This window comes from Candidatus Eisenbacteria bacterium (assembly GCA_030017955.1).
In the GTDB taxonomy this organism is placed as follows: domain Bacteria; phylum Eisenbacteria; class RBG-16-71-46; order JASEGR01; family JASEGR01; genus JASEGR01.
In genome coordinates, this window is the sequence record JASEGR010000032.1 from 1 (window position 1) to 15,754 (window position 15,754).

At 53.9% G+C, this 15,754-nt stretch carries 15 protein-coding genes; 4 read left to right on the forward strand and 11 right to left on the reverse strand.

Translation table 11 applies throughout. From position 1 onward, the window contains the following. Together ssnA and QME66_06825 are read left to right on the forward strand one after the other, a co-directional pair. On the forward strand, window positions 1–1,602 hold a 1,602-nt coding region (ssnA, locus tag QME66_06820), incomplete at its 5' end, for a putative aminohydrolase SsnA (GenBank protein ID MDI6808676.1). A gap of 37 nt (window positions 1,603–1,639) precedes the next feature. After that, complete coding sequence (locus tag QME66_06825) at window positions 1,640–4,123, forward strand: FAD-dependent oxidoreductase (protein MDI6808677.1); 2,484 nt, start codon at window positions 1,640–1,642, stop codon at window positions 4,121–4,123. A gap of 128 nt (window positions 4,124–4,251) precedes the next feature. On the opposite strand, the gene QME66_06830 is transcribed toward QME66_06825, so the two are convergent. Then, window positions 4,252–4,746, reverse strand: a complete 495-nt coding sequence (locus QME66_06830) for a hypothetical protein (protein MDI6808678.1) — start codon at window positions 4,744–4,746, stop codon at window positions 4,252–4,254. A gap of 365 nt (window positions 4,747–5,111) precedes the next feature. Here QME66_06830 and QME66_06835 point away from each other — a divergent pair, with 365 nt between their 5' ends. Next, entirely contained in the window at window positions 5,112–6,467 is a 1,356-nt protein-coding gene (locus tag QME66_06835) for an FAD-dependent oxidoreductase (protein MDI6808679.1), read from the forward strand. Continuing rightward, a complete protein-coding gene (gene preA / locus QME66_06840; GenBank protein ID MDI6808680.1) occupies window positions 6,464–7,672 on the forward strand; it encodes an NAD-dependent dihydropyrimidine dehydrogenase subunit PreA in 1,209 nt (402 codons plus the stop codon). Before QME66_06835 ends, preA begins: the two co-directional genes overlap by 4 nt. 90 nt (window positions 7,673–7,762) lie before the next feature. On the opposite strand, the gene QME66_06845 is transcribed toward preA, so the two are convergent. The 10 genes from QME66_06845 to QME66_06890 form a co-directional block, all read right to left on the reverse strand. Continuing rightward, the gene (locus QME66_06845) at window positions 7,763–8,458 is read right to left on the reverse strand and encodes an ABC transporter ATP-binding protein (protein ID MDI6808681.1); all 696 of its coding nucleotides are present in this window, start codon (window positions 8,456–8,458) and stop codon (window positions 7,763–7,765) included. Window positions 8,459–8,460: 2 nt separating this feature from the next. Next, the gene (locus QME66_06850) at window positions 8,461–9,645 is read right to left on the reverse strand and encodes an ABC transporter permease (protein MDI6808682.1); all 1,185 of its coding nucleotides are present in this window, start codon (window positions 9,643–9,645) and stop codon (window positions 8,461–8,463) included. Then, entirely contained in the window at window positions 9,642–10,019 is a 378-nt protein-coding gene (locus QME66_06855) for a hypothetical protein (protein MDI6808683.1), read from the reverse strand. Before QME66_06855 ends, QME66_06850 begins: the two co-directional genes overlap by 4 nt. A 1-nt stretch (window position 10,020) precedes the next feature. Beyond that, entirely contained in the window at window positions 10,021–10,641 is a 621-nt protein-coding gene (locus QME66_06860; protein MDI6808684.1) for a hypothetical protein, read from the reverse strand. A gap of 9 nt (window positions 10,642–10,650) precedes the next feature. After that, window positions 10,651–11,688, reverse strand: a complete 1,038-nt coding sequence (locus QME66_06865) for a hypothetical protein (GenBank protein ID MDI6808685.1) — start codon at window positions 11,686–11,688, stop codon at window positions 10,651–10,653. Then, on the reverse strand, window positions 11,688–11,969 hold the full coding sequence (locus QME66_06870; protein ID MDI6808686.1) for a metal-sensitive transcriptional regulator: 282 nt from the start codon (window positions 11,967–11,969) through the stop codon (window positions 11,688–11,690). Before QME66_06870 ends, QME66_06865 begins: the two co-directional genes overlap by 1 nt. Window positions 11,970–12,254: 285 nt before the next feature. Beyond that, window positions 12,255–13,016, reverse strand: a complete 762-nt coding sequence (locus QME66_06875; protein ID MDI6808687.1) for a phosphate ABC transporter ATP-binding protein — start codon at window positions 13,014–13,016, stop codon at window positions 12,255–12,257. Between the two features lie 10 nt (window positions 13,017–13,026). Beyond that, window positions 13,027–13,881 carry a phosphate ABC transporter permease PstA gene (gene pstA / locus QME66_06880; GenBank protein MDI6808688.1) on the reverse strand — a complete coding sequence of 285 codons (855 nt, stop codon included), beginning with the start codon at window positions 13,879–13,881 and terminating at the stop codon, window positions 13,027–13,029. Beyond that, window positions 13,878–14,762: a phosphate ABC transporter permease subunit PstC gene (gene pstC / locus QME66_06885; GenBank protein ID MDI6808689.1), complete on the reverse strand. Its 885-nt coding sequence runs from the start codon at window positions 14,760–14,762 to the stop codon at window positions 13,878–13,880. The genes pstA and pstC overlap by 4 nt, the downstream gene beginning before the upstream one ends. Window positions 14,763–14,806: 44 nt before the next feature. Beyond that, window positions 14,807–15,754: a substrate-binding domain-containing protein gene (locus QME66_06890; protein MDI6808690.1), complete on the reverse strand. Its 948-nt coding sequence runs from the start codon at window positions 15,752–15,754 to the stop codon at window positions 14,807–14,809.

Genomic DNA, 15,754 nt, shown 5'->3' on the forward strand with positions numbered 1-15,754 from the left:
GGAGCATTCCGAAGCGTCAGAGGGGCGAGAAGCCCCTATGAAAGTGTCGTGTCCCGGGGCAAAGACATAGACAAGGAACTTCCGGGACACGACATTAGCAGGTCGCGGTGCAATGGATTGGCAACCCGGGCGGCCATCGAGGTGTTGACTATCCATCAGAATGAGATAAGATTCACGATGAAACGCGGCTTTTTCATCCCATTGTTTGGTGCTCTGACTGGAGGCCAGGCCGGTTCTGCGTGGAGACATAATATGACACAAGGCAGGGAGATGCTCCTGGGTAATGGTGTGGTGCTCACGCTTGGAGATGACAACCGGGTCATTCAGGATGGAGCAGTCTATGTGGGCAACGGCACAGTTGCAGACATCGGCAAGACCAAGGAACTGAAGAAAAAGCATGCGAACGCTGAATACCTCAATGCAGGCGGGAGGGTCATAATGCCCGGCTTCATCTGCGCCCACCACCATCTTTACAGCACATTTGCCTGCGGCATCTCCACCGAGCCGTCAGAGAACTTCGTGGAGATTCTCGAACACCTCTGGTGGAAGCTTGACCGCGCCCTCGTACCGGAAGACGTTACCTACTCCGCGCTCATCCCGCTTGCCCGCTGCATCCGCTCCGGAACGACCACAATCATAGACCATCATGCAAGCCCGGGCTTCATCCGCGGCAGTCTCGATCGCATTGCTGATGCGGTTCTTGAGTCAGGTATTCGCGCTTCTCTCTGCTATGAGGTGACTGACCGTAATGGAGAGAAAGGCGCGCGTGAGGGAATCGATGAGAATGCTGCGTTCCTCCGACGAGTGAAAAGCGACAAGAGCGGCCGTCTCCACGGGTTGGTTGGGATTCACGCGAGCATGACTGTCGGACCGAAAACACTCGGCGCTTGCGTTAGCACGGCTGCTAAGTTTGGCGAAGGCATCCACATCCATGTGGCTGAGGACAAGGCGGATCAGGAGCACTGCGAGCACGAGTATGGCCTTCGGGTTGTGGAACGGCTGAAGTCTGCCGGTGCACTCGGATCGCGGACTCTCGCCGTCCACTGTATCCACGTTTCGGATGGCGAGATCGATATCCTGCACGAGACTGACACGATTGTTATTCACAATTCACAGTCGAATATGAACAATGCCGTCGGCGCGGCGCGAATAATCGACATGAAGAAGCGTGGCGTGACGGTTGCGCTCGGTACAGACGGCATGACCTCTAACATGTGCGAAGAGGTGCGGGCAGCTCTCTGGCTGCAGCACCACGAACACCGCGATCCGCGTGTGGGTTTTGTCGAGGTGGCTGAAATGCTGATCAAAACCAATGCAAGAGTAGCATCGCGTTTCTTCGCGAAAGCCCTCGGATGCATTGCCATCGGGGCACCAGCGGATATGATCATTTCGGATCACATTCCGTTCACGCCTATCAGGCCCGACAATGTCCTTGGGCACATTATGTTCGGGGTTGCCGCCGCACCTGTGGACACTACAATTGTGGATGGAAAGATTCTCATGAGGCACGGTGAACTCAAGACCATTGATTGGGAGAACGTGAGCCGGCAGGCAGCAAAGGTTTCTCCCGCGACCTGGAAGCGGTTCGCCGGGCTCAGATAGCCCGCTGGTTGCCACTCACTACGGAGAACTAACGATCATGAAGAAGAGACTGCTGCTCACCGACGCACAGCTCACGGCTGAGATTTCGCGCTGCGTTTACTGTGAGGAGAAACCCTGCCGGGAAGCTTGCCCTGCTCACTGCTCGGCCGCCGACTTCCTGGTGGCCGCGAAGTCGGGGAGCCCTGCTGATTTCAAGCGGTCTGCGGCGGCGATCATGACTATGAATCCCTTTGGCACGGTGTGCGGTCTGGTTTGCCCAGATCGGTTCTGTCAGGCGGAGTGTTCGCGGAAACTCTTTGACCGGCCGATCGAGATCCCAGCCGCCCAGGCAACAATTATAGAGAAGGCACGAGCGCTTGGCGTCATGCCGAAACTGAAACCAGTTCCGTCAAATGGCCGCCGCGTGGCAGTGGTCGGCGCAGGCCCTGCCGGGCTTACAGCAGCTTTTTACCTTGCGCAGCGCGGCTTTGAGGTCCACATCATGGATCGCGGACGAATCGCTGGCGGCGCATGTAACGTCATACCTGAACGCCGGCTCCCGAGGTCTTCCGTTCGGGGCGATGTTGATTTTGTGCTTTCACTTCCGAATGTGAAGTTCCTCCCGCGGACCCAGGTGCAGAATCCCGCAGAGCTTCTCTCGAAAGGCTTCGAAGCAGTGGTAGTTGCAGTCGGACTCTGGGAGCCAATTCGTCTTGGCATTCGCGGCGAAGATGCAGCAGTGGCGGGCCTCGACTATCTGAGAAGCCCGGCGAAGTACAAGATGAAAGGCGCGGTAGCCGTTGTTGGCGGCGGTCCGACCGCTGTTGACTGCGCAATTACTGCGAAGAAACGCGGTGCTGAGCGCGTGGAAATGTTCGCGCTTGAAAAACTTTCCGAGATGCCGCTTACTCCAAAGGAGCTCACCGAGGTCATGGAGACCGGCATCCATGTGAACGGCCGCGTGCGACTGACCGGCATCACGGCGCCAAAGGGCATCTCAGGCATCAATACAAGAAAGGTTACTCTCCCCGAAGGGATAAAGTTCCACCCGGGCAAGGTGAAGGATGTTCCAGGCACGGAGCAGCGGCGCTCAGATTTCCGGCATGTGATTGTGGCGATCGGGGCGCGGCCGGGACTGCAGCACAGAAAACACAAAGGCATCTTCTACGCAGGTGATTGCATTCACGGGCCTTCGACTGTGGTTGAGGCATCGGCCTCCGGAAAGAATGCAGCTATCCGTGTCGAGGCGTTCCTTACCGGGAAAGCTGAGCCCGAAATCAATCGCCCGCGGAAGAGCTATGTGCTGGTGCCGGGCTACAACAACCTCCCTGTTCCACTTGATACGGATTTTTTCGGACGAAGCATTCATTCACCATTTCTTCTCTCTGCCGCACCGCCTTCTGACGGCTACGAGCAGATGAAGCGGGGCTTCGATGCCGGCTGGGCAGGCGGAGTCATGAAGACTGCCTTCGACAATTTGCCAATCCACATTCCCGCCGACTACATGATTGCTTTCGACCAGGAAACTTGGGGAAACTGCGATAATGTATCAGGCCATCAGCTCGACCGCGTTTGCCGCGAAGTTGAGCGGCTTGTGAAGGAGTACCCGGACCGGCTGGTTGCAGCTTCCACCGGCGGTCCGGTAACTGGAGATGACGAGAGCGATTGCCGGGGCTGGCAATCCAACACCCGCAAACTCGAATCCGCGGGCGTCATGGCAATTGAGTACAGCCTCTCCTGTCCACAAGGCGGCGACGGAACCGAAGGCGCCATAGTTTCGCAGAATGCACGTCTCACGGCAAAGATAATCGACTGGATAATGCAGGTCTCAGACCCGGACGTTCCCAAACTCTTCAAGTTGACCGGCGCAGTGACTTCGGTCGCAGTCATTGTGAAGGCAGTTCGCGAAGTGCTCGACCGCTATCCCGGAAAAAAGGCGGGCGTGACGCTTGCCAACACTTTTCCGGTGATGGGTTTCCGTCCCGGCCGGAAGATGGAATGGGAAGAGGGAGTTGTGTACGGTATGAGCGGCGCCGGCATCGCGCCTATCAGCAACTTAACGCTTGCAAGTGTTGCGAATCTTGGTGTCACGGTCTCTGGGAACGGCGGCACAATGGACTACAAGTCAGCCGCTCACTTCCTGGCGCTTGGCGCAAAGACTGTCCAGTTCTGTACAGCGGTAATGAAGTACGGCTATGGATATTTAGACGAGCTTAACTCTGGCTTGTCTCACCTGATGGCAGCACGTGGAATGAAGTCGATTTCCAGTCTCATCGGCTGCGCACTTCCAGATCCTATCACGGACTTCATGGCGCTCTCGTCGAAGAAGCGCATTTCGTCAGTGGACGCCGACCTCTGCATGTCTTGCGGGAACTGCACGCGGTGCTCGTACCTCGCCGTTACCCTCGACGACGACCGGCACCCGGTCATCTCAGCCGAACACTGCATCGGCTGCAGCATCTGCGTTCAGAAATGCTTCTCCGGCGCCCTCTCCATGCGCGACCGCACCGCGAAAGAGGCCCTAGCTCTCCGGGAGGTGTAGGATTTTCCGGAGTGCCTTCAGGTAACAGAGCTGACGAAGTAAGCGAATATTGCGAATTGCTCTGCTACGGGGTGAGAAATAATCTCCTCCCCCCGTCTTATCCATACCTGACTACGGCCGCCAACAGATTACCGGTACAGGGCTTTGATGCGGCTCCAGGTCGGATTGGTTTGTGGTTCGACTCCTGTATTCCAGCCCCCGCAGGGACTCTGCTCTCTGGATCTGAGTGAAGACTGACCCTGCGGAAGTCCCTCCACAGTAACCCAGAGTTCTCCAAACAACTCTCCTGTCTCACCGTTAACTACTCTGACCAAATAGGTTCCGGGCGCAACATTCTCTATTCTCGTCACCAGATCAAAGCAGCAAATACAGTGGCATGGTCCAACAGTAAAGGTCTCAAACTCACAGACATTCAAGGTGTCCTGGGCCTGAACAAGGTCGAACACGATGGTGGCACAGCAATTCCACTCAGCCTGGTCATGGTAGACAATGATTGTCGTCCCAGCGACCTCGGCCCTGACCTTGCCATCGCAAGGAGGCCAGCCCGCCCCTGCTACCTCAGCAAGAATTGAGATGAAGGCGACAACAAGGACTAGGAGGAAAGCTAGGAATTTGTTCCGCATACTCTCACCACCTTTTCTCCGCGAGAAACGTCTCTCGCGAAAAAAACAGCCAATCCATTGACCTACCTTTGGGGAAGTAGGCCGCCAAATCTCCACAACTACTGTATGAGGCACTGACAAAGCAGTGGCAGCAAGGTAACCAAACTAAATATTAGCACGAAATATGCCTCGGCGCAAGGGCCGGCGAGCACCGGAAGCGCAGCCGAGCCCGTGCCGAGGAACCGGTTCCGGCGCGGGCCCGCAGGCAACGGTTGACCCGGGCAAATGGCGGAAGAAAGTGCTTCAAAATTCCGGAAAAGTCATCTATTCTTTGCGTAATCTTCGTCAGGTGATTGTCAGGCGCGTACTTGCAAGAGAGGATTCCCATGAAAGAACTGTCAAGCATCACCAGTCTTAAGCAGGTGCCGGAGGTGATGAGTTTGCAGGAGGCATTCCAGGAAGCAGCAAGGTGTCTGCTTTGTTACGACGCTCCGTGCAGCCGGGGATGTCCTTCCGAGACTGACCCTGGAAAATTCATCAGGCAGATAAGGTTCCTCAATTTCAAGGGTGGAGCGCGCACCGTTATCAAAAACAATATTCTTGGCGGTGTCTGCGGTCTTGTATGTCCAACAGAAAAACTCTGCGTCAAAGAATGCTCGAGAACAGGCATTGATATCCCCATAGACATCGGAGGACTACAGGCATTCGCAGTTGACTATGGGAAAAGAATGGCGGTGAGTCTTGATGAGAAACCCCCTCAAAGGAAAGAGAAAATCGCGGTAATCGGGTCAGGCCCTGCGGGGCTTAGCGCGTCGTATGAGCTCGCAAGAAAAGGTTACCAGGTTACCGTATTCGAGTCAGAGAAAGAAATCGGCGGAACCCTGCGTTACGGTGTTCCTTCCTTCCGCTGTCCGGAAGTCACATTTCTCAAAGATATCTCGGTTCTTGAGAAACTGGGGGTTCGTTTCAAAACCAGATCGCAGGTCAAAGGTCCGAACCAGGCAGCGAAACTCTTGAAATCAGGTTTCAAGGCAGTATTCATCGGAGTCGGCCTGCAGACACCGTATGCTGTTTCGGTCCCAGGCATCAATCTTAAGGCTATCGCGACTGCAAAGGATTTCCTAAAGTCCGTAAGAGCGGAAGGCGCTCGAGGTGCTGCGGGAAAACTCGTGAGGGACAAGAACGTCGCCATTATCGGAGGCGGCTCTGTTGCGATGGATGTTGCCGCAACATGCAGGGCCCTCAAGGCGAATCGGGTGTATGCCATATCACTCGAATCCCTCAAGGAGCTCCCTGCATGCAAGGATGATATCGAACTCGCGAGGATGAACCACCTGATCTTCAAGCCTCAATGCCAGGTAACAGAGATTATCGGAGGTAAGAGCGGCAAGGTGACAGGAGTGAAGGGCGTGGAGACTGAATGGATCAAGCCAAATAACTTCCTTCCGTCCAATGTCCGGCAAGTTCCGGGAACATCTTTCACCCTGAAGGTTGGAGCCGTGATACAGGCGATCGGTCTGGGCCCGTCGGAGAAGAATGCAGAAATCTATTCGTCACTTAAGAAAAAAGGCAAGTACATTGCGGTCAATGAAAAGACCATGCAGACTTCTGTCAAAGGTGTATTTGCCGGAGGAGATATCATAAGGGGCGGCTTGACAGTTGTTCAGGCAGTTGCCGACGGGAAGAGGGCCGCTGCCGCAATTGACACGTGCATTAGAGCTCAGGGAAGGGCAAGGATATGAAAAAAATAGATCTGAGCATTGATTACTGCGGAGTGAAATTCAAGAATCCGTTTTGCCTCTCTTCTTCCCCTGTCGCTGCTTCATATGACATGGTGAGCAGGGCATTCGACACCGGCTGGGGCGGGGTCTTTTACAAGACCCTCGGACTTGCACTCAAGGTAGTCCATCCATCTCCACGGCTGAATGCATATCATGTGGAGGAAAAGAGGGTCGCCGGCTTGCAGAACGTCGAGCAAATCAGTGACCGGCCTCTTAGTGATGAATTGAAAGACATCACTGCAATCAAGAAGAGATACCCTTCGCATGCCGTCGTGGTAAGCATAATGGGCTTTACAAAAGATGACTGGGCTGAGCTTGCCGAGCGCGTTGAGGGCGCCGGTGCCGACATGCTTGAGCTCAATTTCTCATGTCCTCAGATGGCTCAGGAAGGAACAGGGACCGCCGTCGGGAAGGACGAAGCGCTGATAGAGCTTTTCACTCGCTCCTGCAAGAGAGTCGTCAACATACCCGTTGTCGCAAAAATGACTCCAAACGTGACTGACATGGTTCCTCTTGCAATGGCAGCCAAACGGGGAGGCGCCGACGGTGTTTCTGCGATCAACACGATACGGAGCATTACCGGAATAGATGTCGATAAGTTTGTCACTCTGCCGAATGTCGATGGCAAGTCAATTATCAGCGGATATTCAGGGGCATCGGTGAAACCCATTGCCCTTCGGTTCGTGGCTGAGATGGCTCAGGATCTCAATCTGAAGATTCCGATTTCGGGAATCGGGGGAATCTACACGTGGCTTGATGCAGTCCAGTTCCTGCTTGTCGGAGCGAGAACGATTCAGGTCACTACAGGAATCATGCAGTATGGATACAGGATCGTTGAAGACATGATTGAAGGCATGACCGATTATCTCGCGGACAGGGGATTCTCATCGCCTGAGGAGATTGTCGGGCTTGCGCTGAGAAACCTGGTCACGCCTTCCGACTTGAATCACGGGGTTGAAGCAAAGAGTCAGATAGATCTCGACAAGTGTGTCAACTGCGGCCAGTGTTACATAACCTGCATGGATGGCGGGCACCAGGCGATTGAGTTCAAAAGCGACCGGAAGCCCGTCGTCGATGAAGAGAAATGTGTCGGCTGCCTCATGTGCTCGTTCATATGCCCCGTCTGGGACTGCATTACGTACAAGATGGTTGAACGGGCAGTGTGACGGGGAGCCTGAGCGGCGATTGGGCTTTTCGCTGGCTCCGCTCCCCCCTCACCAACCTCTCCCCGTTGGGGAGAGGATTAAGGTGAGGGGTCAGGAGTACAAGCTCGATTCCTCTTTTGAGACAACGACGCCGTCTTTGAGATAGATGATACGGTTGGCCTGGGAGCCAAGTTTATTGTTGTGGGTGGTCACGACTATGGTCAGACCATCCTTTTGATTCAGGTCTCTGAAGATATCGAATATCTCCTGACCGCTTTTGGTGTCCAAATTCCCTGTCGGCTCATCCGCCAGAAGCAGCTTCGGGGAGGTCACCAGTGCCCGCGCAATCGCCACCCTCTGTCTCTCTCCACCGGACAGCTCTTTCGGCAGGTGATTGATCCGATGTCCAAGGCCTACTTTCTCAAGCACGCTTTTTGCCTTTTCGCGCTCCTGCGGGGATCTGGCAAACAGCAGAGGTAGTTCCACATTCTCCAGAGCCGTAAGAGTGGGGATGAGCAGAAATTCCTGAAAAACGAAGCCGATATTTCTTCGCCGCACATTTACCAAAGAATTTTCCGGGATGTTCGAGACGTCCTTCCCCAGAACCTGGAGCTTGCCGCCGGATATCTTGTCCAGGCAGCCCAGAATATCAAGCAGAGTAGTCTTGCCTGAACCTGAAGGGCCCATGATAGCTACAAATTCTCCGGCACGGATTTCCAGATCAATGTCCCTGACAGCTTTAATCTCTTCAGCAGGAAGCCGGTAGACTTTGGTTATCCTCTCTGCCCTGATCAATGTCTCATTCATACCTAGTCTCCCAATCTAATCGCTTCGACCGGCCTCATGGATGAAGCGCGGTATGCCGGATAGGCCCCGGCGATCAAACCCATTATCACGGCGCCGGCAAATGAAGCCAACAATAGCGGCCAGGTGATCAGGACTAGTTGTCCACCGGGCGCATACGGCAAGATATGTCTGAGGATATACTCGACTGCCCGCGTGCCGACAATCGCGAGGATATCTCCTGCGATGCCGCCGATGACGCAGATGAGAGTGGTCTCCACCCAGATAATCCGGAAGATATCCAGCCTTGAGGCGCCTATGGCTTTCATTACGCCGATCTCTTTGGTCCTTTCAAATACCGACATCAGGATTGTATTGATGACGCCGATTATCGCAATGACAATGGCGATAAGCGCCACCGAGTTGGTCATTACCTTTGCCGAGGAAATCAGATTGAAAATCGTTCCCCTCACCTGTGCCATGCTGATGACCTGAATCCCCGGCTCGTTGTACAAACCTTCCTCGAAATCAGCCAGCGTGCCGATGTCCTTGAGCTTGATGCCTACGCCGGTCAGCTTTCCGGGGAGATCGAATATCCTCTGCGCTGTCTTGAGAGGCATAAATATCACACCGTCATCCTGCGTGCCGGTCCGCTCAAAAATCCCCACCACCTTGAGCACCTTGTTGATATTCGGGACGAGAGTCTCGTCTCCCACGGATCGCTGCTCGAACTCGGCAGCTTCATAGCCAAAGATAACTTCGTCGGCGTCGTCCCCGGAAAACCATCCTCCGGATTTGAATTTCACCCACGGCTTAAGACTGAGATATGATTCTTCAATCCCGAGATACATAGCAAGCCCGCCCTGGCCATCCTGCCTGTCCTTGTCGTAGACTGTCGAGACCAGTTGCGGAGTTATTTTCTCAACCCGGGGATCTTTTACGACCTTGTCGTACACTGACTGCTCCATGTAGCGCAGACCGCCCCCGCCTTTCAGCATCAATGTAGCAGCCTCGTAGGGACAGCCCTTGGCAGTCACGAGGACCTGATACCCCATCTTGTCAATGTCTCTGGTCAGGCCACGCTGGTATCCTGAATCAAACCCCACCAGACTTACCAGTACTGCAGCAGCTATGGCCACGCCGCCGATGGTCAGAGAAGAGCGAAGCTTCTTCCTCTTCAGATGCTTGAAGGCAACGGATAAGAGCTTCATCTGATCTCAACTCCTTTTCCCAGTATGGCTGGCCCTGATTTACCCAGAATGACCTTGCCCTCTACCAATACCATTTTTCCTCTCTTCTGGGGTATGGCGAATCCTGATTTTCCGATGTCCACATAGATGGAGGCGGTCCCGCGGGCCAGCTTGACGAAAAACCAGCAGCCCGATGTGCACTCGGTGGCAATCTTTCCCTCGATGGTGACCGTTTTGCCTTCGTATGCCTTGGGGTTGGCCAGGATATCTTTTATCGGAGTCACCTGGCGATTCGAGATGGCTTCTCCGTATTTCTGCGTGCCGGCATAGCCGGCGGCTGCCCCTAGACTCATGAACAGCATCAGGCCGAGCAGAAAGATGTGTGTGATCTTCATGTTACTTACCTCCTGTCTGATAATGCTTGTCGTGTTTTCCAGCCAGAAGAAACTCATCCAATAGAATGAGGTTCTTCTTGATTCCTCGCAGAGTCGCCTTGAAATCTTCGGAGCTGTTCCTACTTGGATCGGCGATCTTCGGCACGCGACTATCCTTGGCATAGAAGTCAGCCAGGCTAAGACCGATGAACTTGCCGGTAAAGGCCTTCTGTTTGAACTTCTGCGACTCAGGGGATGATATTCTCTGGTAGTAGAAGCCGACAATCTTGCCTGCAGGATCCGTTGCCAGAATCAACTGCAGACCTCCGTACTTGCCTTTCTGATTCACGCCGTGGACATACCCGATTACCTGTTTGTCTTTCAGTATCGTGTAATAGGCATAGGGGACATCCAGGCTTTCGTAGATAGGGTCGAATTTGCTCCCAAGTTTCCCTTCAACTTCTTTTTGCAGGGCCTCTCCGCCTCTTTCTTTCAAAGTTATGAAGTCAGTCCGGTATCCGGTGGATTCAGGAAACAATCTCTTCACGTCCCTGTCCGGATCGTTGAGCTCGCAGCCGACCGCCGCGAGAGAGTCCCCGTAGAATGTGCACAGAAACAGGAAGATGGGGATTATTCTTGCCATGACGCCCCCTTATAACGCAAACCAGTAGAACTGCACCAGAACCTTGTTGTCTTCCTTTCCGTCCGGCATGTTGAAATCATGCAGAACCGCCGCCCTGAGAGCTGCATTCTGGCTCAGCTTGTACGATGTCCCCAGGGTCAGTGTCGAGATGTCAGAATCACTGCTGCTTAAGTCACCTATCCAGGGCTGAAACTGAAGCTCCAGTTCCCAGTTCTGGTACTTCTGAAATGTGTAGTCTATTTCAGTCGAGTATCCGAGCACGGCCTTGGCGTCATTCTTGCCGTATGCGACTTCTGTCTTGAAAAGGTATGAGCCGAGCAAATACTGCGCATCCAAGCCTATCCTTCTCTTCAGTACAACATCCGAAGACATGAGCTTATTCTGTGGAAATGTTCTCATTCCCTCAGAGTCCAGAACCCTCCCGTAAAGAAGCGAAAAGCCGTACTGCAGATTCTCATTCGCAGGAGAGCCGATTCTGCCGGTGGCCAGAAAACTCCCGTCCGTCCGGCGCACGCTCATACCGGAGCCAAGCTGTATCGATGACTCATAGTCGAACCGGGGCAATGAACCCCTCAGGGAAATTCCCCAGTCCTTCGTGAATCCGATGTCCTTCATAGCTAACGTTTGAAGTATAGTTCCATGGGTATCAAGCAGCGGCTCGAGGCCGAAAGACGGGTCGAAATGTCCGGCCCTGATTTTCGCTGCATAGCCAAGACGGTGTTCCAGCCAGGCATTGTGTATCTCCAGCCCCCAGAAACGGCCGGGATCTTCCTTTCCGTCGTAGGCAGCCCGCATCTGCAGGTCCACTGTCAAGTAGTCTCCGTACTCTCCTGAGAATTTCTTGAAATACTCAAAGCCAACTGAATTTGCCAGGGTTGAGCTCTCTCCTATCCAACCCTCCCTATCAGAATAGCCGCCGACGAGGTTCATCTCCTTGTAGAAGAGCCGGTCACTGCACAACGCAGCATTGCTTCCGGCAAGAACGGCAACGAAACTCACCAAACATGCGGCCAAAATCCCATTTCTCATCTCCCGGACGCCTTTCATCAGGCCTTCCTGAACCGGTTGATCAATTGCACTATTTCAGCCAGTTTTTGCTTTCTCTGAACCGCCGACCTGCCCTGGACTGCGTCAGCCACGCAGTGCTCGAAATGTTTCTCAAGAATCTTATCCTCTACCCTCGCCAGGGCAGAAATCACGGAATGCATCTGGTTCAGGATGTCCACGCAGTACCTCTCCTCTTCAATCATCCGCTGGATCCCGCGGACCTGTCCCTCGATCTTCCGCAGGAACTCCAGCTGTTCCCTGTGAGCAGTAGGCTGTTTCATATAGGCGCCTCCTTCAGTGAGACAGGGTACCATAGCCTACTACCCTATCTCAAGGAGAAAGTTCCCTTCTTATGCTGCTAGTGCTGTGTCACATAAATTCACGGACTTATTATGCGGTGCCCCAGCACTTTCACAGGGGCTATCGCCCCTATGACGTTTCGAAACTTGCCACCGGCAACTTTCGCAACTGTAACCCCTTAGGGGGTCGGGCTCGACCCCCTAAAACCCCCAGCAGTGCACCGTTCAGCGGCAATGTGAATGTCAACTTACTTATGTTACGGTGCACTAGCTGATTTCTCCGGTAAGATAAGCTTTTGTTTTTGGATCTTTGGGGTTGGAAAAAATCTCTGAGGCGGGGCCGTGCTCAACAAGTTCTCCGAGGTAGAGAAAGGCAATGTAATCGGCAATTCTCTTCGCCTGCCGCAGAATATGCGTGACGACTACAACCGTATATTCAGATTTCAGCTCGACGAGCCTGCGCTCGACGTTCTGGCTGGAAAATGGGTCCAGGGCCGAAGTAGGCTCGTCCCCAAGAATGATCTCGGGTCCCACCGCCAACCCCCGTGCGAGGCAAAGCCGCTGCTGCTGGCCGACGGAGAGCCTTGAAGCCGGGTGGTTGAGCCGGTTTTTAACTTCATCCCAGAGACCGGCCACGGACAGATGATGCTGTACGATCTGATTGAGCTTTCTCCTGTCCCGCATCCCGTGAATTCTAGGTCCGTAGGCAACATTGTCGTAGATTGACATTGGAAGGACTTGAGGTCTCTGTGACAGCAAACCCATCTTCTTCCGGACATGAGTGACTTCGACCTTCTGACCATAAATATCTTCTCCATCGACCAGGATTCTGCCCTGGATCTTCACACCATCTATTGGATCGAGCAGCCTGTTCAGCGATTTCAGAAGAGTCGTCTTCCCGCAGCCGGAAGGTCCGATTATCACCGTAATCTTTCTGTCAGGAATATCCAAAGTGATATCCTTCAGCGCCGCCTGGTCTCCGTAGTACACGCTGAGATTCTGAATGCTTATGTGAGTCTGGAATTCCATCTTTTCCTCTTTACCTGATCGTATGTCTTGCGTATTTCTTAATCAGTATGCGCGAAGCCAGGCTAATCAGAAGAATAATCCCGGTCAGCACTGCGGCAGAGGCATAAGCCCTCTGCTGTACCTCGGGAAACGGAGTTCCCAGCTGGAAAAAAATGGCCAGAGGCAGAGTGGCTGCCGGCTGCAGAAGAGACGCGGGAATACGGTCGCTGAAACCCGCGGTGAAAATGACCGATGCCGCATCTCCGATCCCTCTCCCGAAGGCGATCAGAACAGCGGTCAGGATTCCAGGAAGGCATTGACGCACAACTACCTTCAATGCGGTTTCGAGCCTGGTCGCCCCCAAAGAGTATGAAGCATCTCTGAGAGCACCCGGGACCATCCTTATGACTTCATCCATGGCTCGAGCCATGATTGGAAGTTCAAGAAGAGTAACGGTGACGATGCCCGCCAGAAGAGATGCTCTGAGTCCGAGAAAAACCATGATGACGAACCCAAATGCCCCATAGACAATTGAAGGGATTCCCCATAGAACATCCAGCGAAAAACGGGTGAAGGTGGAGAATGCAGAAGTTTTCTTCGCGTACAGATTGAGGAAGAGCACAATCGGGAGGCTCAGCAGGAGAGCTAGAAGCGTTGCGCCCGAGGCGAGATACAGAGAGCCGATGATGGCGTTGAGAATCCCGCCCTCCTTTCCAAGATAGTAGCCGCCTTTGGGCGTCTGGGTAATCATGGAAAGCTTGAGTGCGGGGAGGCTTTTCACGATGATGGCGCCGACGATGAGAAGAAGGCAGCCGATGACGACCCCGGTCGAAACCACCATCAGGGTCTTGAAGATATTCTCTTCGATTTTCCTTCTGCCCGTCATTCTGCCTTTCTTTCTGCTCTTACCAGGAAGAACCTGGCCAGGATGTTGAAGAAGAGGACGACGATGAGCAGGATCAGAGCCGCCAGCATCAGAGCCGAATCATAAAGCGGGACTGACATCATTTCCCCGTAGTTGTTGGCCAACAGGGCCGGAAGCGGATATGCTGCATCGAAAATTGACTTCGGGAGTTTCGGAACATTCCCGACAACCATCAGAACCGCCATGGTTTCGCCGAATGCCCGGGACAGTCCCAGGACGACCGCGGCGATAATCCCCTGCAGTCCCTTTCTCAAAACGACATGCTTCACGGTCTCCCATTTCGTGGCTCCCAGCGAGAGAGATGTTTCCCGCAATCCATATTCGACCGACGAGAAGACTTCCAGCGATACATGGATGATCGTTGGGAAAATCATGACGGCAAGCACCACCCCTCCAGAGAGCACGCAATACCCGGACGAGTAGATTCCGAAAACGGGAGCAACATGCCTCCCGATAAGAGGCACGATGAGCAACACCCCCCAGACTCCATAGACTACGGAAGGAATTCCGGCCAGCAAATCGACTATCGGTTTTGTGAATTCACGAACCAGCTTCGGTGCGTACTCAGAGAGATAGATGGCTGTGAGGAGAGAAATGGGGACCGCCAGAACCATTGCAACCATGGTCACCCATAGAGTGCCCATGAGGAACGGAAGGAGGCCGAACTCTCCGCTAAAGGGATGCCAGGAAGAGTGGAGGAAAAGTTCCGAGAAGGACTTGACGGCAAGGATCGCCTTCGACTTCTGAAACAGGCCGACGAACATCAGAAAAACAAGAAGGCCTGGCATGACGGTCAGGAAGACCATCACTTTCCGGGCGATATAATCTTTGAAAAGTCTCAAATATCTACCATTGGAGAAGGACCGCCCCGGTCACGGATCTCCGGCTACCTTATTTTCCTCAGACCTTGGGCCAGTTTTTCCTTGTTCAGAGCAATGTAGCCGGTCTCGGGAACGTATTTCTGCCCATCTGTCAGAACCCATCTTATGAATTCAGCCACCGCTTTCTTTGCCGGTTTTCCTTTGGTCACGAAATAGAGATCGCGGGCCGGAGGATATGGATAGGCATTCCTGACGATGGCCTGAGTGATCTGGTCGCGTGTGGCGTAGAAACTCTCGGCCGTTTCTACTTGCCCGCTTCCGTTAAGATCTATCGGCACGATTACTATCCCGCTCACCGGTTTCAACGTCTTGGCATCATAGGCGAAGTTGATGTTGTTGTAGCCGATTCCCAGAGGATCACGTTTGACCGCATCGGCCAGGCCCGGGTCGCCATAGACTCCAACGCCGGAAAGGTCCTCCTGCCTTTTCCCAAGATAGCCCGCCCAGGTATCTGCTGCGCCGCAGGCGTCGGAACGCGTGTACACGTGGATGGCAGCCTTCTGGTTGTTTCCCAGGACCTGACCCCAGGTCGTGAGCTTGCCAGTTATCCAGATGGCGACAAATTGTTCCTTCTTAATGCCCTTCTTTCGCAATTCGCCCAGGAACGGGTTGTTCTCGCTGATCATGGGGACAACACCATCTCTCGTAACGGCAATAGCCAGAGCTCCCCTGCTAATCTCCTCCGGGTGAACGTCGCGTGAGACATTTCCGATATCAACCATCCCTGCCAGAACATCCGCAATCCCCTTTCCAGCCCCGCCGGCCTGGACATCTATCTTCACCTTCGGATTAGCCTTCTGGAATTCCTCGGCCCACTTCAGAGCCATGGGATAGAGTGCCCATGCCCCTGAAATGCTGACACTGCCCTCAAGCTGCTTCTTCTCTGCCTGCACCAGAGAGAAGCTGGCAAAGACCAATCCTCCAACCGCGCATACCGCGATGATTCTCTTCAT

Excerpts from the sequence above, each read along its gene's own strand:
- QME66_06825 (MDI6808677.1), top strand. The coding sequence starts at position 1,640 with ATGAAGAAGAGACTGCTGCTCACCGACGCACAGCTCACGGCTGAGATT.
- QME66_06830 (MDI6808678.1), bottom strand. The coding sequence starts at position 4,746 with ATGCGGAACAAATTCCTAGCTTTCCTCCTAGTCCTTGTTGTCGCCTTC.
- QME66_06835 (MDI6808679.1), top strand. The coding sequence starts at position 5,112 with ATGAAAGAACTGTCAAGCATCACCAGTCTTAAGCAGGTGCCGGAGGTG.
- preA (MDI6808680.1), top strand. The coding sequence starts at position 6,464 with ATGAAAAAAATAGATCTGAGCATTGATTACTGCGGAGTGAAATTCAAG.
- QME66_06845 (MDI6808681.1), bottom strand. The coding sequence starts at position 8,458 with ATGAATGAGACATTGATCAGGGCAGAGAGGATAACCAAAGTCTACCGG.
- QME66_06850 (MDI6808682.1), bottom strand. The coding sequence starts at position 9,645 with ATGAAGCTCTTATCCGTTGCCTTCAAGCATCTGAAGAGGAAGAAGCTT.
- QME66_06855 (MDI6808683.1), bottom strand. The coding sequence starts at position 10,019 with ATGAAGATCACACACATCTTTCTGCTCGGCCTGATGCTGTTCATGAGT.
- QME66_06860 (MDI6808684.1), bottom strand. The coding sequence starts at position 10,641 with ATGGCAAGAATAATCCCCATCTTCCTGTTTCTGTGCACATTCTACGGG.
- QME66_06865 (MDI6808685.1), bottom strand. The coding sequence starts at position 11,688 with ATGAAAGGCGTCCGGGAGATGAGAAATGGGATTTTGGCCGCATGTTTG.
- QME66_06870 (MDI6808686.1), bottom strand. The coding sequence starts at position 11,969 with ATGAAACAGCCTACTGCTCACAGGGAACAGCTGGAGTTCCTGCGGAAG.
- QME66_06875 (MDI6808687.1), bottom strand. The coding sequence starts at position 13,016 with ATGGAATTCCAGACTCACATAAGCATTCAGAATCTCAGCGTGTACTAC.
- pstA (MDI6808688.1), bottom strand. The coding sequence starts at position 13,881 with ATGACGGGCAGAAGGAAAATCGAAGAGAATATCTTCAAGACCCTGATG.
- QME66_06890 (MDI6808690.1), bottom strand. The coding sequence starts at position 15,754 with ATGAAGAGAATCATCGCGGTATGCGCGGTTGGAGGATTGGTCTTTGCC.